The sequence below is a fragment of the Micromonospora sp. WMMD1128 genome (genome assembly GCF_027497235.1).
Taxonomy (GTDB): Bacteria; Actinomycetota; Actinomycetes; order Mycobacteriales; family Micromonosporaceae; genus Micromonospora.
Window position 1 is genome coordinate 1,698,098 of sequence record NZ_CP114902.1, and the last position, 20,935, is coordinate 1,719,032.

The window sequence follows — 20,935 nt, forward strand, 5'->3', positions numbered from 1 at the left end:
CCTCGTGCCCGGCCCACCCTCCGGTTTCACTGATCCCGCGTCGCTGAACAGACCAAGGAAGAGATGACTACCCAGGCTTCCGCGCCGCCCACGACCAAGTCGCAGGCGCTCCGCTCGTACGACGTCGCCGACTTCCCGGCCCTGACCGGCCTGGAGGAGGAGTGGCGTTTCACCCCGCTCAAGCGCCTCCGCGGCCTGACGGGTGACGGCTCCGGCTCGCCGCGCGGCACGGTCCGGCACGAGTACGCCGACCTGCCCGAGGGCGTCACCGTCGACCGGATCGGCCGGGACGACCCGCGGATGGGCAGCGTGCTCACCCCGTTCGACCGGGTCAGCGCGCTCGCCTACGGCGGGGCCGAGGGCGCGCTGCTGGTGGCGGTCGCCCGCGACGCCGTGGTGGACGCGCCGGTGCGCCTGCGGGCGGTCGGCGAGGACGCCGGGGCCCTCGCGTTCGGCCACACGTTCGTCGAGGTGGGTCGGTTCGCCGAGGTGACAGTGGTGCTGGAGCATGTCGGCTCGGCGACGCTCGCCGACAACGTCGAGGTGACGGTGGCGGACGGGGCGAAGCTGACCCTGGTCACGGTCGCCGACTGGGCTGACGACGCGGTCCAGGCGCAGCACCTGAAGGTGCGGCTGGGCCGGGACGCCAGGATCGTCCACGTGCAGGTGACCCTCGGCGGTGACCTGGTCCGGCAGCACACCACTGTGGAATACACCCAGCGCGGCGGCGAGGCCGAGCTGTACGGCCTCTACTTCGCCGACTCCGGCCAACACCTGGAGCACCGGCAGCTGGTCGACCACTCGGTGCCGGACTGCCGCAGCAACGTCGGCTACCGGGGCGCGCTCCAGGGCGACGAGGCGCACACCGTCTGGGTCGGCGACGTGCTGATCCGGGCCGAGGCGACAGGCACCGACACGTACGAGATCAACCGGAACCTGCTGCTCAGCGACGGCGCCCGGGCCGACTCGGTGCCCAACCTGGAGATCGAGACCGGCGAGATCGCCGGCGCCGGGCACGCGAGCGCGACCGGCCGGTTCGACGACGAGCAACTGTTCTACCTGATGGCCCGGGGCATCCCGGAGGCCGAGGCGCGGCGCCTGGTGGTGCGGGGCTTCTTCGCCGAGCTGATCAACAAGATCCCGGTCGAGGACCTGCGCGAGCGGCTCGGCGACGCGATCGAGGCCCGTCTCGCGAAGGCCGGCGCCTGATGATCCGGATCTGTCCGACCGAGGACGTGCCGAAGGGCGCGGCGATCAGCGTCGACGTGGACGGCGTGCAGATCGCCGTGGTGCACGGCGAGGACGACGTGTTCTACGCCGTGCACGACGAGTGCTCGCACGCCGCCGTGGCGCTCTCCGAGGGCGAGGTCGAGGGCTGCACGCTGGAATGCTGGCTGCACGGATCCCGTTTCGACATGCGTACCGGTGAGCCCACCGGCCTGCCCGCGACCGAACCCGTACCCGTCTATCCCGTCGAAGTCCGCGACGGCGACATCTTTGTCAGTCTGACGCCGAGCAATGGAGTGACCCGCTGATGAGCACCCTGGAGATCCGCGACCTGAAGGTGTCGGTCAAGCTGCCCGAGGGTGAGCTCAAGCCGATCCTGCACGGGGTCGACCTGACCGTGCGCTCCGGTGAGACCCACGCGATCATGGGCCCGAACGGCTCCGGCAAGTCGACGCTCGCCTACTCGATCGCCGGCCACCCCAAGTACGAGATCACCGGCGGCGAGGTGACCCTCGACGGCTCCGACGTGCTCTCCATGTCCGTCGACGAGCGGGCCCGCGCCGGCCTCTTCCTGGCCATGCAGTACCCGGTCGAGGTCCCCGGCGTGTCGGTGGCCAACTTCCTGCGTACCGCGAAGACCGCCCTGGACGGCGAGGCGCCGAAGCTGCGCACCTGGGCCGGCGAGCTGCGCGGCGCCATGGAGAAGCTCCAGATGGACCCGGCGTTCGCCCAGCGCAACGTCAACGAGGGCTTCTCCGGCGGCGAGAAGAAGCGGCACGAGATCGTGCAGCTGGAGCTGCTCAAGCCGAAGATCGCCATCCTCGACGAGACCGACTCCGGTCTCGACGTGGACGCGCTGCGCGTGGTCAGCGAGGGTGTGAACCGGGTCCGCGACACCGGCGACACCGGGATGCTGCTGATCACCCACTACACCCGGATCCTGCGCTACATCAAGCCGGACTTCGTGCACGTCTTCGTCGCCGGCCGGATCGTCGAGCAGGGCGGTCGTGAGCTGGCCGACAAGCTTGAGGAAGAGGGCTACGAGCGGTACGTCGCCGGGGCCGGCGCGGCGCGGGTCTGACCTGACATGACCTCCTCCATCGCGATCCCGGCGGGCATGCCGCAGTACGACGACGTGCCGCGGTTCGACGTGGCGGCGGTGCGGGCCGACTTCCCGATCCTGGACCGGGAGGTCAACGGCCACCCGCTCGTCTACCTGGACAGCGCCAACACCTCGCACAAGCCGCGGCAGGTGCTCGACGTGCTCGCCGAGCACTACGCGATGCACAACGCCAACGTGTCGCGCTCGGTGCACACGCTCGGCACCGAGGCGACCGAGGCGTACGAGGGCGCGCGGGCGAAGATCGCCGCGTTCGTCCACGCGCCGAGCGTGGACGAGGTGGTGTTCACCAAGAACTCCACCGAGGCGATCAACCTGGTGGCGTACGCGTTCTCCAACGCCTCCGTGGGCGCGGGCGGTGACGACCGGTTCCGGCTCGGCCCCGGCGACGAGATCGTGATCTCCGAGATGGAGCACCACTCGAACATCGTCCCGTGGCAGTTGCTGGCGGAGCGCACCGGCGCGACGCTGCGCTGGTTCCCGGTCACCGACGGCGGCCGGCTGGACGAGTCGGGCCTGGACGACCTGGTCACCGAGCGGACGAAGATCGTCTCCCTGGTGCACGTGTCGAACATCCTCGGCACGGTCAACGCCACCGCCCGGATCACCGAGCGGGTCCGCCAGGTCGGGGCGATGCTGCTGCTCGACTGCTCCCAGTCGGTGCCGCACCTGCCGATCGACGTGGTCGACCTGGACGCCGACTTCATCGTCTTCACCGGGCACAAGATGTGCGGTCCGACCGGCGTCGGCGTGCTCTGGGGCCGGGGCGAGCTGCTCGCCGCGATGCCACCGGTGATGGGCGGTGGCTCGATGATCGAGACGGTGACGATGGCGCGGTCGACGTTCGCCGCGCCGCCGGCCCGGTTCGAGGCGGGCACGCCGCCGATCGCCGAGGCGGTCGCGCTCGGCGCGGCGGTGGACTACCTGACCGGCGTCGGCATGCCGGCGATCCAGTGGCACGAGAAGGAGCTGACGGCGTACGCGCTCGACGCCCTCGCCACCGTGCCCGGGCTGCGGATCTTCGGCCCGTCCGTGCCGGTGGGTCGGGGCGGGACGATCTCGTTCGCCCTCGGCGACGTGCACCCGCACGACGTCGGGCAGGTGCTCGACTCGCTCGGCGTGCAGGTGCGGGTCGGCCACCACTGCGCCAAGCCGGTGTGCGCCCGCTTCGGGGTGCCGGCCATGACCCGGGCGTCGTTCTACCTCTACACCACCACGGCGGAGATCGACGCGCTGGTGGCGGGCCTGGAGCGGGTGCGGAAGGTGTTCGACTGATGCAGCTTGAGTCCCTCTACCAGGAGATCATCCTGGATCACTACAAGCACCCGCACGGCCGTGGCCTGCGGGACGCGGCGGATCCGGCGGCCACGGTCGGCGAGGCGCACCACGTCAACCCGACCTGCGGCGACGAGATCACCGTGCGGGTGGCGACCGACGGCACCGTGTTCACCGACATCTCGTACGACGGAATGGGCTGTTCGATCAGCCAGGCGTCGGCGAGCATCCTGCACGAGCTGCTGCGCGGCCGGGCGGCGGGCGACGCCGCCGTGGTGCACGAGGCGTTCGTCGAGTTGATGTCCGGGCGTGGCCAGGTCACGCCGGACGAGGACGTGCTCGGGGACGGGGTGGCGTTCGCGGGTGTCGCGCGCTACCCGGCCCGGGTCAAGTGCGCGCTGCTGTCGTGGATGGCGTTCAAGGACGCCGCGGCACGCGCCGGGGTGGGCGTGAGCCCCGAGTCGAAGGCGAATCACCAACACGGCGCGGCGGTGTCCCATGCCGGCGCCGAGCGAAGCGAGGGGGCGGCATGAGCGACGACGAGACCACCACGACGCCGGAGACCGGCGCGGTGGCGACCGACAGCCCGGTGACGCCGGGCGGTGGCAAGGCCGCCGTCGGCGACATCGAGGAGGCGATGAAGGACGTCGTCGACCCCGAGCTGGGCATCAACGTGGTCGACCTGGGTCTGGTGTACGGCGTGCACGTGGACGACGAGAACGTCGCCACGCTCGACATGACGTTGACCTCGGCGGCCTGCCCGCTCACCGACGTGATCGAGGACCAGGCCCGCCAGGCGCTCACCACCGGCCCGGGCGGCGGTCTGGTGAACGACATCCGGATCAACTGGGTCTGGTTGCCGCCGTGGGGCCCCGACAAGATCACCGACGAGGGGCGCGACCAGCTCCGCTCCCTGGGCTTCAACGTCTGACCCTCCCGACTCACCGCGATGGGCGCGGCACCCCGACCGGGGCGCCGCGCCCATCGCGTCACCCCACCCCACCCGCACCGAGGTGGGGGTGGGGTGGGGTGGAGGGGAAAGGGGTGGCGGGGGAGTGTGGGCGGGTCGCAGGATGAGTGGGTGATCGAGGCGTACCCGAAGCAGGCTCCTGTCCGTGCGGGCTTCCGCGCGCGCCGACAGCGTGCCCTGCCGGCGGCCTCGACCCGTCGTCCGCCGTCGTGACCGGCGCGTTCCTGGCCGGGCTGGTCGCCGGCTACGGCGTCGCGATCCCGGTCGGCGCGATCGCGGTGCTCATTCTCGGGCTCAGCGCACGCGACGGGTTCCGGGTCGGCGCTGCCGCCGCGCTCGCCGTGGCCACCGCCGACGGGCTCTACGCCACGGTCGCCGCGCTTGGCGGCGCCGGGCTGGCCGGCGTCCTCGCCCCGGTTGCCGGGCCACTGCGGGTGGTGGCCGCGCTGGTCCTGCTCGGCGTCGCCGGGCACGGCCTCTGGCGCGCCTGGTCCGGCCGGCGTGAGGTCCCGCGGGCACCGGCCGGTCGCGGGCTGCGCACCCCGGGCCGGGCGTACACGGCGCTGCTCGGGCTGACCCTGCTCAACCCGGCGACGGTGCTCTACTTCGCCGCCCTGGTGCTCGGTCGCCGGGACGCCGCCGACCCGGATCCGGTCACCGCGGCGTTGTTCGTGACCGGCGCGTTCGTGGCCTCGGCGAGTTGGCAGTTGCTGGTGGCCGGCGGCGGTTCCGTGGTGGGCCGCGTGCTGACCGGCCCGCGCGGGCGGCTGGTCACCGGCCTGGTCTCCAGCGCGCTGATCGCCGGCCTCGCGGCCAGCACCCTGCTGTCCGGCTGAACCGCGTACCGTCGTGCCATGAGCAGCCGACCCGCAGCCGGGGGCGGCCGGTGGGTCGAGGTCGACCCGGCCCGCGTCACCCGCTGGGTCGAGGGCTTCGCCGACCGGCACGGCCCGCCCACCACCACCGCCCTGGGGTACGGGCTGCTGCTGACCGCCCCGGACGGCGCCACCGCCGAGTTGCACTCCCCGCCCGGGGCCCGCCCGGCGGCGGACCTGCCCGGGTTCGTCGGCGTCGCCGCGGCTCCCCGCCGGCTCGGCCTGCTGCTGGCCCGCAAGGGCGCGGTGGCGGTCGGCGTCGCGGACGGCACCGACCTCATGGTCTCCAAGGTGGACACGCGATACGTGCAGGGCCGCACCGCCGCGGGTGGCTGGTCCCAGCAGCGGTTCGCCCGGCGGCGCGACAACCAGGCGAAGGCGGCCCTGGGCGACGCGGCCGACCTCGCCGTACGCCTGCTGTTGCCGGCCGTGGGCACGCTCGCGGCGCTGGTCTGCGGCGGTGACCGGCGGGCGGTCGACACGGTGTTGGCCGACCGGCGGCTGGCCCCGCTGGCGGCGCTGCGTGCGGAGCGTCTGCTCGACGTGCCCGAGCCGCGGCACGTGGTGCTCGTGGCCGCCGTCGCCGCCGCCCGGGCCGTCCACATCCTGGTCCGCTGAACGGGAAAGATCGCATCAAGGCAGGTCAATCCCACTGAGCGATAGTGCATCGAGCAAAGACGATGCCTAAGGTCGGTGTCACGAAGTGGTGGGTCTCCGGGCGACCCGCCGGGGCAGCTTCGCCTCCGCCATCCGAGCACCGACATCGTTGGGAGAGAACAATTTCATGAGCGGACAACAGGACGGCCGGCTGCGGGCCCGGTGGCGCCGTGCGACGAGGCTCCTCGCCGTCGCGGTGGCGATGTGTGCCGGGAGCGTCGTGCTCACGGCGGGCACGGCGACCGCGAGCGTCACCTCCGCCGCCGCGCTCGCGGCCCCGGCGGTCAGCAAAGTCACCACGGGCGGCGCGCACACGTGCGCGATCGTGACCGACGGGGGCCTGTGGTGCTGGGGCTCGAACTACGGTGGCCAGCTCGGCGACGGGACCACCACGAACCGGAACACTCCGGCGCGGGTGGGCAGCGCCACCTGGACCGCGGTCGACGGTGGCACCGGGCACACCTGCGCGGTCCGGACGGACGGCACGTTGTGGTGCTGGGGCTCGAACTTCCGGGGTCAGGTCGGTGACGGCACCACCACGAGCCGGAGCGCCCCGGTGCAGGTCGGCACCGCCACCAACTGGGCCACGGTCGACGCCGGGCCGTTGCACACCTGCGGTGTGCGCACCGACGGCACGCTCTGGTGCTGGGGCTTCAACCGGACCACCCAGTTGGGCGTCGGCGCCTCGCCCTACATGGCGACCACGCCGCTGCAGGTCGGCACCGCGACCAACTGGGCGAGCGTCTCGACCGGCTACGCGCACACCTGCGGCCTCCGTACCGACGGCACGCTGTGGTGCTGGGGTCTCAGCTCGGACGGCCAGGTCGGCATCGGCACCCTGAGCGCCCAGGCGACACCGGCGCAGGTGGGCACCGCGAACAACTGGACCGGCGTCACCGCCGGCTACGTCCACACCTGCGGGATCCGGTCCGGCAGCCTGTGGTGCTGGGGCGAGAACGGGTACGGGCAGCTCGGCGTGAGCGGCAGTTTCCAGACCTCGCCGGTGCAGGTCGGCACGACCACCACGTGGAGCCGGGTCGCCGCGAGTGGCGACACGTCCTGCGCGGCGCGCGCCGACGGCAGCCTGTGGTGCTGGGGCAAGAACTCGATGGGCCAGGTGGGCGATGGCACCACCACCCACCGGTCCGCGCCGACCCGCGTCGGTGACGCCACCACCTGGACCGGCGGCCTCGCGGTCACCGACCACGCCTGCGCGATCCGCACCGACGGCGGCCTGTGGTGCTGGGGCGACAACAGCGGGGGGCAGCTGGGCGACGGCACCACCACCCAGCGGCCCACCCCGGCCCAGGTGACGATGCCGGGCTGACGACAGGGGGCCGCCGGTCCGCGCCGCGGAGACATACCGCAGCGCGGACCGACGGCCCCCGAGGGTGTTACTGGCCGCCGCCGAAGGTGTCGCAGACCTTCGGGTCACCGGTGGTGAAACCCTTGGTGAACCACTGCTGGCGCTGCTCGGACGTGCCGTGGGTGAACTCGTCGGGGTTCACCGGCCGGCCGGAGCGCTGCTGGATGGCGTCGTCGCCGATCTTCTCGGCGGTGTCGACGGCCTGTTGGATGTCCTGGTCGGTGATGCTCTTGAAGATCTTCTGGCCCTGGTCGTCGGCGGTGCCGGTGGCGTTCTTGGCCCAGGCGCCGGCATAGCAGTCGGCCTGCAACTCCAGCTTCACCGAGAGCGCGTTGGCGTTCTGCGGGTCACGCTGCTGCTGGCGGCGCATCTGCGCCTCGGTGCCGAGCAGGTCCTGCACGTGGTGCCCGTACTCGTGGGCCAGGACGTACGGCTGGGCGAACTCGCCCTCGGCGCCGAGCTGGTCGGCGAGCAGGCGGTAGAAGGTGAGGTCGATGTAGACCAGGTCGTCGGCCGGGCAGTAGAACGGGCCGACCCCCGAGTCGGCCGCGCCGCAGCCGGTGCTGACGTTCTGGCTGAAGAACACCGTCTTGGACGGCTTGTACTGCTCGCCGAACACCTCCGGCATGGCGGTGCGCCAGTAGGCCTGGATGGAGTTGACGTAGAGCGTGTTGCGGCAGTCGAGCTGCTCCAGCGCGTCCTGCGCGGAGCATTTCTGCTCCAGCGAGGCGTTGTCGCCCTGGTCCGAACCGCCGCCGTTGGTGGCCGCGTTGAGGCCGAAACCGCCGCCCACGAGGGCGACGAGCACGGCGATGATGATGCCCACGATCCCGCCCCGGCCACCGCCGATCGGGATCGGGATGCCCATCCCGCCCCCTCCGCCGGACCCTCGCCGGTCGTCCACCTGGCTGGTGTCGACCCGCGCGTTCTCATTCAGCTCCATGTTGACCCCGATCACCGATGTGTCCGTGTGTGGTGGTTGCGGTACCGGACCGGGTCCGGACGGCGGATTCGGTACCCGATGATCTTGCACGGTAATCCGGCGGGACGGGTGCGACGCGCCCGGTACACTTGTGCCGTGCTGCGCTGCGAAGGCTGAACCGCCCCGCGCCGACGGAGATGACGATCCGCCGGCGCTTTCGCGTGCCCTGAGTCAGCCCTTCCGGACCCGAGAGCGAGTCTTCCGAAATGATCACTGCCACCGGCCTGGAACTGCGCGCCGGTTCCCGGATCCTGCTGTCCGACACCACCCTGCGGGTGCAGCCCGGAGACCGGATCGGCCTGGTCGGGCGCAACGGCGCCGGCAAGACCACCACCCTCAAGGTGCTCGCCGGGGAGGGCCAGCCGTACGCCGGGCAGATCGACCGGCGCAGCGCCATCGGCTACCTGCCGCAGGACCCGCGTACCGGCGACCTGGAGGTCACCGGCCGGGACCGGGTGCTCTCCGCCCGTGGCCTGGACGTGCTGATGGCGCAGATGACGGAACTGGAGAACAAGCTCGCCGAGGGCGCCGACGACGAGCGGCTGGTCCGCCGCTACGGCGCGCTGGAGGACCAGTTCGCCTCGCTCGGCGGGTACGCGGCCGAGGCCGAGGCGGCCCGGATCTGCGCCAACCTGGGCCTGCCCGACCGCGCCCTGGCACAGACCATCGGCACCCTCTCCGGCGGCCAGCGCCGCCGCATCGAGCTGGCCCGGATCCTGTTCCGCGACGCGGGCGAGAACGGCGGCGGCATCCTGCTGCTCGACGAGCCCACCAACCACCTCGACGCCGACTCGATCACCTGGCTGCGTGGCTTCCTCGCCAACCACAAGGGCGGCCTGATCGTGATCTCCCACGACGGGTCGCTGCTGGAGTCCGTGGTCAACAAGGTGTGGTTCCTGGACGCCACCCGGTCCGTGGTCGACACCTACAACCTCGGCTGGAAGGCGTACCTGGAGGCGCGGGAGACCGACGAGCGGCGCCGCCGCCGGGAACGGGCCAACGCCGAGAAGAAGGCCGGCGCGCTGATGGCGCAGGCGGACAAGATGCGGGCCAAGGCCACCAAGACCGTCGCCGCGCAGAACATGGCCCGCCGCGCCGAGCGCCTGCTCTCCGGCCTCGACGAGGTCCGGGTGTCCGACAAGGTGGCCAAGGTGCGCTTCCCCAACCCGGCGCCGTGCGGCAAGACGCCGCTGACCGCCGCCGGCCTGTCCAAGTCGTACGGGTCGCTGGAGATCTTCACCGACGTCAGCGTCGCGGTGGACCGTGGCTCCCGGGTGGCCATCCTCGGCCTCAACGGCGCCGGCAAGACCACCCTGCTGCGGATGCTCGGCGGTCTGCTGGAGCCGGACACCGGCGAGGTGCGCCCCGGGCGCGGCCTGCGGCTCGGCTACTACGCCCAGGAGCACGAGACGCTCGACGTGGAGCGGACGATCCTGGAGCACATGCGCAGCGCCGCCTCGGACCAGACCGACACCGACCTACGCAAGATCCTCGGTGCGTTCCTGTTCTCCGGGGAGGACGTGGACAAGCCGGCCGGGGTGCTCTCCGGCGGGGAGAAGACCCGGCTGGCGTTGGCCACCCTGGTCTGCTCCGGCGCCAACGTGCTGCTGCTCGACGAGCCGACGAACAACCTCGACCCGGTCAGCCGGGAGCAGGTGCTGGACGCGATCGCCCGCTACCCGGGCGCGATCGTGCTCGTCACCCACGACCCGGGCGCGGTCACCGCGCTCAAGCCGGACCGCGCCATCCTGCTGCCCGACGGCGACGAGGACGCCTGGTCCGACGACCTGCTGGAACTGGTGGAACTGGCCTGACCTGGCCCCCGTCCTTCCGATGTCGATCATGAAGTTGGCGGCACCGTACGAGATCCACACCGCCGTCAACCTCATGATCACCCGCTTGCTCTTTCGGAAGGTCGGGCTCGGGGTTGGTCAAGGAGGTGCCACACCTCCAGACCGGCGCTGTCCGGGATCTTGGAGGGCGGTGGCCCCTGGGGCGGCACGCTCCACGATCGGCAGCAGCCCGAGCAGCCCGGGCCGCGGGTCGGGTAACCGTCCGGATCGATGCCCTCACGTCGGCGCCCGTGGAGCGGATCAAGCCGGCATCCGGCACGCGATACGGATCGAACGCTCGAAAGGATCACTCTATCGGGAACCTGACACTGCGTAGCGTGTCGGTTGGCGAATAGTTGATATCTGGCGCATGATCGTCCGAGGCGGTCTAATAGGTGGGACCGTATCCGAACCGCACAGTCTGGGACGTGAGGAATCAGCATGGCAGCCACCGGCACAGCCACCAGCACTGAGAAGGGTCGCCGGATCGTCGGGGCCGAGCGTCAGACGCTCGCCAAAGACCTGGTAAAGCGGTACACCGGGGGTGAGAGCATCCGTGCGCTGGCGGCCTCGACCGGCCGTTCCTACGGGTTCATCCACCGGGTGCTCACCGAGTCCGGGGTGCAGCTGCGGCAGCGCGGCGGCGCCCGGCGCCGCAAGAAGGCGTGACCCGCCCCCCAGCGTCGTCCATCAGCGTCGCGCTCCGGGTGGTCCGGTGACCGCCGAGACGACCGGAGTTCGACTCGACTGCGACGGGCCGGTTGCGACGGTGACGTTGTGCCGGCCCGACGTGCTCAACGCCCAGACCCCGGCGATGTGGCGTGCCATGAGCGAGTTCTCCCGGGACCTGCCGGGTGACGTCCGGGTCGTCGTCGTACGCGGGGAGGGGCGTTCCTTCTCCGCCGGCCTGGACCTTTCGGTCGCCGGTGCCTCCGGGCCGGGCTCCTTCGCCGAGCTGGCCGCGCTCCCCGAGAGCGAGTGCGCCGACCGGATCGCCGGATATCAGGGCGGCTTCACCTGGCTGCACCGGCCGGACGTCATCTCGGTCGCCGCCGTGCAGGGCCATGCCATCGGCGCCGGTTTCCAGCTCGCCCTCGCCTGTGACCTGCGCGTGCTCGCCGCCGACGCCCGGCTCTCGATGGCCGAGGTGACGCTCGGCCTGGTTCCCGACCTGGGCGGCACCCGTCGCCTGATCGACCTGGTCGGCTACTCCCGGGCGCTGGAGATCTGCGCCACCGGCCGCCGGATGGACGCCGCCGAGGCGGACCGGGTCGGCCTGGCCACCCTGGTGGTGCCGAACGACGAGCTGGACGGCGCGGTGCGTGACCTGTCCGCCGGGCTGCTCGCCAACAACCGGGACGCGGTCGTGGAGATCAAGGCGTTGCTCGCCGGCGCGGTCGGGCGGTCGCACGCCGAGCAGCAGCGGGCCGAGCGGGAGGCGCAGACCCGGCGGATCCGCGACCTGGCCGGCCGCGGCGAATAGTAAGGACCGCACGGGAAGATCCGGGTTACTCGCGAGGTTGTCACAGGCGTCGGGAGAATGGACCCCGACGGTTCTCCGTTGCCCGACGACCCGGAGGTGACGAGTGTCCAACCACATGGCCGGCGGCGGCATGGGTGGCTGGAGCATGCTCCGGTCGCTGCGCAACCGCGACGAGGTCTCCGCCCACCAGCTCAAGCGCGGCACCGCCCGGCGGATCGTCGCGTTCGCCCAGCCCTACCGGCGCGATATCGTCATCTTCCTGATCACCGTCATCGTGGCCGCGGTGATCGGCGTGGCCACCCCGCTGCTCGCCGGTGACGTCATCGACGCGATCGCCGGCGGCGGCTCCGACGCCCGCGACACCGTGGTCCGGCTCGCCCTGATCATCGCCGTGCTGGCCGTGGCCGACGCGCTCTTCTCGCTGGCCCAGCGGTGGTATTCCGCCCGCATCGGCGAGGGCATCATCCTCGACCTGCGCACCCGGGTCTACGACCACGTCCAGCGGATGCCGCTGCAGTTCTTCACCCGCACCCAGACCGGCGCGCTCGTGAGCCGGCTCAACAACGACGTGCTCGGCGCCCAGCGCGCGTTCACCTCGACCCTGTCCGGGGTGGTCAGCAACGTCATCCAGCTCGTGCTCACCGCTGCGGCGATGCTCGTGCTGTCCTGGCAGATCACCGTGCTGGCGCTGGTGCTGCTGCCGATCTTCATCATCCCGGCCCGGCGGGTCGGGCGGCGGCTGGCCGAAATCACCCGCGAGTCCTACAACCTCGACGCCAAGATGAACGCCACCATGACCGAGCGGTTCAACGTCTCGGGCGCCCTGCTGGTCAAGCTGTTCGGCGCGCCCGAGGTGGAGGCCACGCGGTTCGCCGGCCGGGCCGAGCGGGTGCGTGACATCGGCATCCAGTCCGCGATGTACTCCCGCACCTTCTTCGTGGCGATGCTGCTCGTCGCCTCGCTCGCCCAGGCGCTCACCTACGGGCTGGGCGGCTGGCTCGCCGTCGCCGGCGCGGTCAGCGCGGGCACCGTAGTCAAGCTGGCGCTGCTGCTCACCCGCCTCTACGGTCCGCTCACCGCGCTGTCCAACGTCCGGGTCGACGTGATGAGCGCGTTGGTCTCCTTCGACCGTGTCTTCGAGGTGCTCGACCTGCGTCCGGGCATCGCGGAGAAGCCCGACGCGGTGCCCGTCCCGCCGCGCAACGGCCGGGTCGAGTTCCGTGACGTGCGCTTCCGCTACCCGAGCGCCGCCGAGGTGTCGCTGGCCTCGCTGGAAGAGGTCGCCGCGCTCGACCGGACGGTCAACGAGCCGGTGCTCAGGGGCGTCTCGTTCGCCGTCGAGCCCGGGCAGATGGTCGCCCTGGTCGGCCCGTCCGGCGCCGGCAAGTCGACGCTGTCCATGCTGGTCTCGCGGATCTACGACGTCAGCGACGGTCAGGTGCTCGTCGGCGGCGTGGACGTCCGGGACGCCACGCTCGCCTCGCTGCGCGACGAGATCGGCGTGGTCACCCAGGATTCGCACCTGTTCCACGAGACGATCCGGGAAAATCTGCGCTACGCCAAGCCCGACGCCACCGACGACGAGATCTGGGCGGCGCTGGCCGGCGCACAGGTCGCCGACCTGGTCCGGTCCACGCCCGACGGGCTCGACACCACGGTCGGCGAGCGGGGCTACCGCTTCTCCGGCGGTGAGAAGCAACGGATCGCCATCGCTCGACTGCTGCTCAAGGCCCCGTCGATCGTGATCCTCGACGAGGCCACCGCGCACCTCGACTCGGAGAGCGAGGCGGCGGTGCAGCGGGCGCTGTCGGTGGCGTTGACCGGGCGCACCGCGTTGGTGATCGCGCACCGGCTCTCCACCGTGCGCGACGCCGACCAGATCCTGGTCCTCGACGAGGGGCGGATCGTCGAGCGCGGCCGACACGACGAGCTGGTGGCGGTCGGCGGTCTCTACGCCGAGCTCTACCGCACCCAGTTCGCGGTCAGCGACTCCCCGGCGCCCTACACCGAGCCGGAGCAGCCCGAGCCGGTGGTGACCACGGTGCCGATGGGCACGTACGTCGCGCAGGAGGCGATGCCGCCGGCGTCGGCGAACTAGGGCTCGCCGGTCCGACCGCGTGCCGGCGGATCCGGGGAGGCTATTCGCCGGTGACCGCCGCGCGCAGCTCGCCGAAGGCGGCACCGAGCGTCTCCGGCGTGAAGTGGGCGTTCAGGCCGCTCGGGTTGGGCAGCACCCAGAGCCGGGCCGGTCCGAGCGACTCCGGCTGCGGCCCGAAGCGGGCCTTCGGCCGGGCGAACCCGATCCGGTACGCGGTCACCCCGACCACCGCCACCCAGCGCGGCCGGTGACGCTCGACCTTCTCGGTCAGCACCCGGGCGCCGTCGACCAGCTCCTGCGCGGTCAGCTCGTCGGCGCGGGCGCTGGCCCGGGCCACCATGTTGGTGATGCCCAACCCCAGCGCCGGCAGCTCGTCCTGTTCGCTGGGGTGTAGCAGCCGCGGGGTGAAGCCGCCCCGGTGCAGCGCCGGCCAGAACCGGTTGCCCGGGCGGGCGAAGTGCCAGCCGGTGGCCGCCGACCACAGGCCCGGGTTGATCCCGACGAAGAGCACGTCCAGCCCGGGCGCGAGCACGTCGGGCAGCAGCCGGTCGGCCGCGGCGGCGAGCTGTTCCCGGCTGGGCCGGGGGTGGCGTCGGGCCGGCGTGCCCGGACCGGGGGCGGCCTCGGGCCGCCGACCGGCGGGCCGGCGGCGGGGCGCCGTCACAGCCCGCGCACCGCGCCGCCGTCGACCGGCACGGTCAACCCGGTGACGTAGCCGGCGGCGGGGGAGAGCAGGAACGCGGCCACCCGGCCGAACTCGGCCGGTTCGCCGAAGCGGCCCAGCGGGATCGCCGCCTCCGCCTCGGCGCGGGCCCGGTCGGCGTCGCCGGTGGCGGCCAGCAGCTCCCGGTTGCGGTCGGTCATGATGCGTCCGGGCAGCAGGCTCAGCACGCGTACGCCGCGCGGACCGTACTCGTCGGCCATGTCCTTCGCCACGCCGGCCAGGCCGGGTCGCAGGCCGTTGGAGATGCCAAGCCCGGCCAGCGGCCCGCGTACCGAGGTGGACAGCACCAGGGCGATCGCGCCGCCGTCGGTGAGCGCGCCGGCCACCGTGCGGGCGACCCGGACGCTGCCCAGGAAGACCGTCTCGAACGACTCCCGCCACTGCTCGTCGGTGACCTCGGCGGCGGTGCCCCGGGCCGGGCCGCCGACCGAGACCAGCGCGCCGTCGAGCCGGCCGAAGTGTTCGCGCGCCGCGGCGACCAGGCGGGCCGGGGTGTCGGGGTCGGCCAGGTCGGCGGCCAGCCCGATGGCCCGCGTCGGGTCGCCGAGCGACTCGACCGCGGCGGCCACCCGCTCCGGCGCCCGGGCGGAGAGCACCACCCGGGCGCCGTCCGCGACGAGCTGCTGGGCGGTGGCGAAACCGAGGCCGCCGGACGCACCGGTCAGCACGTACACCCGGTCGGCGAGTCCGAGATCCATGCGCCCGATCCTGCCGTACCGGGTGGGACCTGTCAGCGCGGGGCGGGCCGCAGCAGGCGTACCCGCCCGGCGAGCTGGACCGCGACGGCGCCACCGGTGCGGGCGAGCGCCGGGAGACGGCGGGGCCGGGGCGCGGCGTGGCCGTCGTAGCGGCTCGCGGCCTCGCGTCCGGCCAACTCGTCGGCGCCCAGCGGGGGCAGCGTGCCCGCGTCGCGCAGCGCGCGGGCCAGGTCCCAGCCGTCGCGCAGCGACCCGTTCGTGGGGCGGCCGGCGGCCCAGCCGGTGAAGGCCGCCGGCCAGTCGGCGCCGAGTCCGGCGGCGAGCAGCGGCCAGTGCCGGGCCACGTCGCCGGCCCGTTTGCGCAGCAGGGCCCGGCGGGCGGCCTCGACCGGCGCCGGGGCGAAGCCGGGCGGCAGCGGCCCGTCGGCCACCAGCGCGGCGACCAGCTCGGCCTGCCGGGCGGCCAGGTCGCCGCTCACGTGACCACCGGGTGGCCGGAGGCGGCGGCCAGCGCGTCCAGCTCGCCGCGCAGCTCGGCGGCGGGCGGATAGTGGCCGTCGCGTTCCAGCAGCAGCGCCGGCGGCCGGCGCCGCTCGCAGAGCTGGCGGACCAGGTCGAGCACCTCGGCGGGCACCGGGTCGGTGTGCGTGTCGTGGTAGAAGCCGCCGGCCTCGGCGCCGCCGGCCACGTGGACGTAGGCGATCCGCTCCAGCGGCAGCCGGTCCAGCAGCGCGGCGGCGTCGCCACCCCGGTTGCGGGCGTTGGCGTGCACGTTGGCGACGTCGAGCAGGAGCAGCGCCCCGGTGGCGTCGAGGATCTCGGTGAGGAAGTCGGCCTCGTCCAGCTCGTCGTCGGGCCAGTCGAAGAGCGCGGCGATCGGTTCCAGCGCCAGCGGCACCGGCAGCTCCGCCTGCGTCCGCCGCACGTTCGCCACCACCGCGGCCACCGCCTCCCGGCTGCGCGGCAGCGGCAGCAGGTGGCCGGCCTCCAGCCCGCCGGCCCGCACGAACGCGATGTGCTCGCTGACCAGCGGCGCCGCCAGCGTCGTGGCTACCCCGGCCAGGTGCGCGACCCGGGCCGGGTCGACCGGTTCCGCGCCACCGAGCGAGAGCCGCACCCCGTGGGGTACGACTGTGACGCCGCGCTCGCGCAGCTCGGTCAGGCCCTCGGGCGGCGGCCCGGTCGGGGCGACCGACTCCGCCACCACCTCGACGAACCGCAGCCCCGGCAGGCCGGCCACGAAACCGGCGATCTCGGGACGCCAGCCGATGCCGACGCCGGACGGGCCGTTCATCCGCCGCACCCGCCGCCGCCCCCGCACCCGCCGCCTCCACCGCAGGAGCTGCCGCCGCCGCAGGAGGAGGAGCTGCCACCGGAGCAGGAGCTGCCGCCGCCGCACGAGGTGCCGGAGGTGCCGGCGGTGCCCATCGCCTGGCGCTGGATCTCGGCCTGCTCGGCGAAGCCCGGGTCCATGGTCCAGAGCGTGGCGGTGCCGAACAGCGCCACGCCCAGGGCCGCGTCCGACGGGCCGTAGGTGGCGTACGCGGGTGCGGCGGCGGGGCGCAGCCAGGCGTGCCGGCGGCGCATGTCGCGCAGCGCGGCGGTGGCCGCCCGGGTGCGCCAGGGCACGCGGTTGAACAGCAGGAACGCGGCGAACAACGGGAACAGGGTGAGGAGCAGGAAGCCGGCCGGGCGGCCGTTGGTCAGCCCGACGAAGGCGCGCACGACGCCGATCGCCAGCAGGAAACCGACAAGCATGGACCCGCGCCGCAGCGACCGGCGGCGCTCCTGGTCCAGGGCCAGGCCCCGGCGGACCAGGCCGTCCCGCAGCTCGTCGAGGGCGCGCCGGATCCACTCGTCGCGGACCAGCTCGCGGGAGCGCAGCCCGCGGCTGGCGGCGTGGTGGACGGCCTGGTCGAGCGGGGTCATCCCGGCCGGAAGCGGCCCGCCGGGCGCCAACCGCCGGTCCGGGTGCGCGCCGACCGCGCCGGCCCGGCGCAGCCCGCCGAGGGAGGTCCAGACCGCGAGCTGGTCGCCCCCGTTGAGGTACGCGACCTGTTGCGGCCCGAGCGCGCCGTGCTCGGTCACGGCGGTGCCGGCGAGCGCGCGGAACCGGTACACCGCCGTGCCGACGACCAGGACGACGGCCGCGACGAGATACCAGCGCAGGAAGACGGGGCCGGGGACGCCCCAGGTGTCGGCCGCGAGGACGGTCATGGTCTGCTCCTGTCGCGAGGGGGTCGCGGCTCATTGTGGAGCAGACGCGCCAGCGTTGATCACTGGGAAGGGTGCAGTTACCGGACCGAGACTCAGGGCCGGCGGACGGCCTCCTCGACCAGGTCGAGCACGCGGCTCAGGTCGCCGGCCGGACGGCCCATCGCCAGGTGCAGCACCAGCCCGTCGTACGCCAGCTCCAGGAACTGGGCCAGCACGTCGATCGGCACGTCGTCGCGGAGCACGCCTGCCTCCCGCTGGCGCAGCAGCCGTTCCCGGGTCGCCTCGGCGATCGCCGCGGACCGCTCGGACCAGCGCCTGGCGAACGCCGGGTCGGTGCGTAGCCGGCGGGAGACCTCAAGCTGGCTGCCGAGCCAGCCGGTGGTGTCCGGGGAGACGGCCCGGGCCAGCAGGTCGCGCATCACCTGCACCAGGCCGTTGCGGGCCACGGTCTCCACCATGGCGGCGGCGTCGTCCTCGGCGACGGCGAGGAAGAGCGAGTCCTTGTCCCGGAAGTGGTGGAAGATCGCGCCCCGGGAGAGGCCGGTGGCCTCCTCCAACCGCCGCACGGTGGCGCCCTCGTAGCCGTGTCGGGCGAAACACGCCCGCGCCGCGGCGAGGATCTCCTGCCGGCGCGCGTCGAGCTGGTCCTGACTTACTCTGGGCACGGCACGATCGTCCCAGGTGGGAGGGGACCGGCGCAAACCGTACGTACGGTTCGCTACGATCCCGGTCGTGTCCCTCCCCACCCGACCGCTCACCGTCGCCGCCGTGCAGGCCGAACCGGTGCCCGGGGACGTCCCCGGCAACGCCCGCGCCGCCGCCCGCCTGGTCCACCGGGCCGCCGGCGCCCGCGTCGTCGTGCTGCCCGAACTGTTCCTGCCGGCGTACCACCCGCCGACGCTCGGCGCGGACCCGACCGGGACGGACGTGGCCGCCGACCCCGACGGGCGGGTCGACGACGCGCGGCTGGACCCGCTGCGCACCGCCGCCCGCGACGGCGGGACCGCCGTGGTGATCGGCGCGGCGGTCCGCCACCCCGACCGGCGGCGCACCATCTCGTCGCTCGTCGTCGACCCGACCGGCACGGTCACCGCGGCGTACGACAAGCAACAGCTCTGGAGCGGCGAGCGCGAGCTGTTCGACGCCGGCCGGCGCGGCGCCACCCTCATGGTCGACGAGTGGCGGCTCGGCCTCGGCATCTGCTACGACGGCTGCTTCCCCGAGCACGGCCGAGCGGCGGCGGCCGACGGCGCGCACGGATATCTGTGTCCCAGCGGCTACTTGGCCGGCTCGGCCCATCGCCGCGACCTCTACTACGCGGCCCGCGCCCTGGACAACACCATGTTCGTGGTCTTCGCCAACGCGGTCGGCGGCGCGGATCCCTGGCGGTTCAACGGTGGCGCGGCGGTCTACGACCCGGAGGGCCGGCCGCTGGCCCGGGGCGCGGACACCGGGGAGGACGTGCTGGTGGCGGCGCTGGACCCGGGCGTCCTGGCGGACACCCGCGCGGCACACACCATGCTGCTCGACCGGCTGCCCGACGCCGGGGCCGCCCGCGCGACCCTCATCGCGTGACCACGTACGCGGGCCCCTCGACCCTGCCGGTGTCCCGGCCGTTCCCGTAGGGTGCTCAGGTGCCGTTGCTCCTGCTTGATCTGGACAACACCCTCCTGGACCGCGACGGGTCGTTCCGCGCCTGGGGAGCACGCTTCCTGGACACCATCGGCGCGCCCACCGTCGACCTCGACTGGCTGGTCTCCGTCGACGCCGACGGGTTGACCGACCGCTGGGACGTGGCCGACGCCATCCGTGACCGCTACGGCCTGCGGATCCCCTCGATCGACCTGGTCGACGAGCTGCGCGACGGTGTGGTGGCGCACATGCGACTGGACCCGCTCGTGGCCTGCGCGCTGCGGATCGCCGCCGACGCCGGCTGGGTGCCGGTCGTGGTCACCAACGGCGCGACGCGCCAGCAGGACGACAAGATCCGGCGGACCGGCCTGGACCGGTACGTCGCCGACTGGGTGATCTCCGAGGAGGCCGGGGTCAGCAAGCCCAACCCACGGATCTTCGCGCTCGCCGCCCAGCGGACCCGGATGCCGCTGCGCGGCGCGTGGGTGGTCGGCGACAGCCCGGAGGCGGACATCGGCGGCGCGACCGCGGTCGGCCTCCCGAGCGTCTGGCTGCACCGGGGCCGCCGCTGGTCGGACCCCCGGTTCGCGCCGACCCGGGTCGAGGACGGGTTGATCCCGGCCGTCGCCGCCGTGCTGGCGGGCTGAACGGGGAAAATTGGTTGCCCCGCCCGAGCGGGCCCGCGACCATGGTGCCGCGCGAGGGCGCACCCGGGCGTCGCCCGGTCGAGGAGAGGAGGTCGGTCATGGCCGTCTTTGCAGGGTCGTTCCGCCTGCCTCCACCAGCCTCGACCGAAGGACAGATCCACCCGTGCGTGACCACGACATCCCGGCGCCGCAGCGCCGTGGCCGCGGCAAGAGCCGCTTCGACGACGACGAACCCGATTTCCTGAAGCGGGGCGGTCCCCGGCCGACCCTCGGCGACCCGGACGCCGAGCCCGACGCGGAGGACCGCTGGTCCACCTGGGACCAGGCCGTGCACGGCCCCGAGCCGTACCCCGCCTGGCTGGTCACCGAGTTGGCCGCCCGGGACACCGAGCTCGGCATGCTCAAGACCGGCAAGGAGGCGGACGTCCACCTGGTCCGTCGTGCCGTGCCGGACACCGATCGGAGCTGCCTGCTGGCGGCCAAGCGCTACCGGGACGCCCAGCACCGGCTCTTCCACCGGGACGCCGGCTATCTCGAGGGCCGGCGGGTACGCCGGTCGCGGGAGATGCGGGCGATGGCCGGCCGGACCACGTTCGGCCGGCAGATGATCGCCGGGCAGTGGGCGGCGGCCGAGTTCGCCGCGCTGTCCCGCCTCTGGGAGATCGGCGTCGCCTCCGGGCGGATCGCCGTGCCCTACCCGGTGCAACTGCTCGGCACCGAACTGATGCTGGAGTTCGTCGGCGACGCCGAGGCGGGGGAGGCCGCGCCCCGGCTGGCCCAGGTCCGACCCACCGACGCCGGGTTGCGTGACCTCTGGGAGCAGATGGTCGACGCGTTGGTGGTGCTGGCCCGCGCCGGATACGCCCACGGCGACCTGTCGCCGTACAACCTCCTGGTGCACGCCGGCCGGCTCGTCATGATCGACCTGCCGCAGGTGGTGGATGTGGTGGCCAACCCGCAGGGCGGGGAGTTCCTGGCCCGGGACGTGCGGGTGGTCGCTGCCTGGTTCACCGCCCGCGGCCTGCCGGCCACCACCACCGACCCGGCCGCGCTGACCGAGACGTTGTTGCGGGAGGCGGGCATCCGCTGACCACACGCCGTGTCCCGGGCGGGCCCGCTCGGTCCCCGCCCG

Annotated in this window: 22 protein-coding genes and 1 pseudogene; 16 read left to right on the plus strand and 7 right to left on the minus strand. The window is 73.3% G+C overall.

Features of this window, described 5'->3' with window-relative positions:
* The first annotated feature begins 63 nt into the window (after positions 1-63).
* From sufD to O7602_RS08200, 9 genes and pseudogenes are all read left to right on the plus strand, one after another.
* Positions 64-1,209 carry a Fe-S cluster assembly protein SufD gene (gene sufD / locus O7602_RS08160; protein ID WP_281587603.1) on the plus strand — a complete coding sequence of 382 codons (1,146 nt, stop codon included), beginning with the start codon at positions 64-66 and terminating at the stop codon, positions 1,207-1,209.
* Positions 1,209-1,535, plus strand: a complete 327-nt coding sequence (locus O7602_RS08165) for a non-heme iron oxygenase ferredoxin subunit (RefSeq protein ID WP_281587604.1) — start codon at positions 1,209-1,211, stop codon at positions 1,533-1,535. The genes sufD and O7602_RS08165 overlap by 1 nt, the downstream gene beginning before the upstream one ends.
* Positions 1,535-2,308, plus strand: coding sequence for a Fe-S cluster assembly ATPase SufC (gene sufC, locus O7602_RS08170; protein ID WP_281587605.1), 774 nt, complete (start codon positions 1,535-1,537; stop codon positions 2,306-2,308). The genes O7602_RS08165 and sufC overlap by 1 nt, the downstream gene beginning before the upstream one ends.
* A gap of 6 nt (positions 2,309-2,314) precedes the next feature.
* Positions 2,315-3,622, plus strand: a complete 1,308-nt coding sequence (locus O7602_RS08175; protein WP_281587606.1) for a cysteine desulfurase — start codon at positions 2,315-2,317, stop codon at positions 3,620-3,622.
* Positions 3,622-4,080 (plus strand): annotated as a pseudogene (gene sufU, locus O7602_RS08180) (Fe-S cluster assembly sulfur transfer protein SufU); the annotation flags it as partial. The gene O7602_RS08175 and the pseudogene sufU, both read left to right, overlap by 1 nt.
* A gap of 71 nt (positions 4,081-4,151) precedes the next feature.
* Entirely contained in the window at positions 4,152-4,553 is a 402-nt protein-coding gene (locus O7602_RS08185; RefSeq protein ID WP_281587607.1) for a metal-sulfur cluster assembly factor, read from the plus strand.
* A 248-nt stretch (positions 4,554-4,801) separates the two neighbouring features.
* Positions 4,802-5,428, plus strand: a complete 627-nt coding sequence (locus O7602_RS08190; protein WP_281587608.1) for a LysE family transporter — start codon at positions 4,802-4,804, stop codon at positions 5,426-5,428.
* 18 nt (positions 5,429-5,446) lie between these two features.
* Entirely contained in the window at positions 5,447-6,085 is a 639-nt protein-coding gene (locus tag O7602_RS08195) for an acVLRF1 family peptidyl-tRNA hydrolase (protein ID WP_281587609.1), read from the plus strand.
* A gap of 166 nt (positions 6,086-6,251) precedes the next feature.
* Positions 6,252-7,451 (plus strand): hypothetical protein, encoded by a 1,200-nt coding sequence (locus O7602_RS08200; protein WP_281587610.1) that lies wholly within the window; start codon positions 6,252-6,254, stop codon positions 7,449-7,451.
* A 67-nt stretch (positions 7,452-7,518) separates the two neighbouring features.
* Here O7602_RS08200 and O7602_RS08205 read toward each other — a convergent pair whose 3' ends face one another.
* Positions 7,519-8,433, minus strand: a complete 915-nt coding sequence (locus tag O7602_RS08205) for a neutral zinc metallopeptidase (protein WP_281587611.1) — start codon at positions 8,431-8,433, stop codon at positions 7,519-7,521.
* A gap of 245 nt (positions 8,434-8,678) precedes the next feature.
* Between O7602_RS08205 and O7602_RS08210 the strand changes: the two genes are divergently transcribed.
* The 4 genes from O7602_RS08210 to O7602_RS08225 all read left to right on the plus strand — a co-directional run bounded on the left by O7602_RS08210 (position 8,679) and on the right by O7602_RS08225 (position 13,885).
* The gene (locus tag O7602_RS08210) at positions 8,679-10,286 is read left to right on the plus strand and encodes an ABC-F family ATP-binding cassette domain-containing protein (RefSeq protein WP_281587612.1); all 1,608 of its coding nucleotides are present in this window, start codon (positions 8,679-8,681) and stop codon (positions 10,284-10,286) included.
* A 459-nt stretch (positions 10,287-10,745) separates the two neighbouring features.
* On the plus strand, positions 10,746-10,973 hold the full coding sequence (locus O7602_RS08215) for a helix-turn-helix domain-containing protein (RefSeq protein ID WP_007072022.1): 228 nt from the start codon (positions 10,746-10,748) through the stop codon (positions 10,971-10,973).
* A gap of 46 nt (positions 10,974-11,019) precedes the next feature.
* A complete protein-coding gene (locus O7602_RS08220; RefSeq protein WP_281587613.1) occupies positions 11,020-11,787 on the plus strand; it encodes an enoyl-CoA hydratase/isomerase family protein in 768 nt (255 codons plus the stop codon).
* 115 nt (positions 11,788-11,902) lie between these two features.
* The gene (locus O7602_RS08225) at positions 11,903-13,885 is read left to right on the plus strand and encodes an ABC transporter ATP-binding protein (protein ID WP_281590204.1); all 1,983 of its coding nucleotides are present in this window, start codon (positions 11,903-11,905) and stop codon (positions 13,883-13,885) included.
* 40 nt (positions 13,886-13,925) lie between these two features.
* On the opposite strand, the gene mug is transcribed toward O7602_RS08225, so the two are convergent.
* The 6 genes from mug to O7602_RS08255 form a co-directional block, all read right to left on the minus strand.
* Positions 13,926-14,549, minus strand: coding sequence for a G/U mismatch-specific DNA glycosylase (gene mug / locus O7602_RS08230; protein ID WP_281587614.1), 624 nt, complete (start codon positions 14,547-14,549; stop codon positions 13,926-13,928).
* The gene (locus O7602_RS08235) at positions 14,546-15,307 is read right to left on the minus strand and encodes an SDR family oxidoreductase (protein ID WP_281587615.1); all 762 of its coding nucleotides are present in this window, start codon (positions 15,305-15,307) and stop codon (positions 14,546-14,548) included. Before O7602_RS08235 ends, mug begins: the two co-directional genes overlap by 4 nt.
* Before the next feature lie 32 nt (positions 15,308-15,339).
* Positions 15,340-15,786: a hypothetical protein gene (locus O7602_RS08240; RefSeq protein WP_281587616.1), complete on the minus strand. Its 447-nt coding sequence runs from the start codon at positions 15,784-15,786 to the stop codon at positions 15,340-15,342.
* On the minus strand, positions 15,783-16,601 hold the full coding sequence (locus O7602_RS08245) for a DUF692 domain-containing protein (protein WP_281587617.1): 819 nt from the start codon (positions 16,599-16,601) through the stop codon (positions 15,783-15,785). The genes O7602_RS08240 and O7602_RS08245 overlap by 4 nt, the downstream gene beginning before the upstream one ends.
* Positions 16,598-17,524 carry a TIGR04222 domain-containing membrane protein gene (locus O7602_RS08250; protein ID WP_281587618.1) on the minus strand — a complete coding sequence of 309 codons (927 nt, stop codon included), beginning with the start codon at positions 17,522-17,524 and terminating at the stop codon, positions 16,598-16,600. Before O7602_RS08250 ends, O7602_RS08245 begins: the two co-directional genes overlap by 4 nt.
* Before the next feature lie 92 nt (positions 17,525-17,616).
* Positions 17,617-18,189, minus strand: a complete 573-nt coding sequence (locus tag O7602_RS08255; protein ID WP_281587619.1) for a TetR/AcrR family transcriptional regulator — start codon at positions 18,187-18,189, stop codon at positions 17,617-17,619.
* A 67-nt stretch (positions 18,190-18,256) separates the two neighbouring features.
* Between O7602_RS08255 and O7602_RS08260 the strand changes: the two genes are divergently transcribed.
* The 3 genes from O7602_RS08260 (at position 18,257) to O7602_RS08270 (ending at position 20,893) form a co-directional block, all read left to right on the plus strand.
* Positions 18,257-19,099: a carbon-nitrogen hydrolase family protein gene (locus O7602_RS08260; RefSeq protein WP_281587620.1), complete on the plus strand. Its 843-nt coding sequence runs from the start codon at positions 18,257-18,259 to the stop codon at positions 19,097-19,099.
* A 59-nt stretch (positions 19,100-19,158) separates the two neighbouring features.
* Positions 19,159-19,803: an HAD family hydrolase gene (locus O7602_RS08265; RefSeq protein ID WP_281587621.1), complete on the plus strand. Its 645-nt coding sequence runs from the start codon at positions 19,159-19,161 to the stop codon at positions 19,801-19,803.
* Positions 19,804-19,966: 163 nt separating this feature from the next.
* Positions 19,967-20,893, plus strand: a complete 927-nt coding sequence (locus tag O7602_RS08270; protein WP_281587622.1) for an RIO1 family regulatory kinase/ATPase — start codon at positions 19,967-19,969, stop codon at positions 20,891-20,893.
* Positions 20,894-20,935 lie beyond the last annotated feature (42 nt).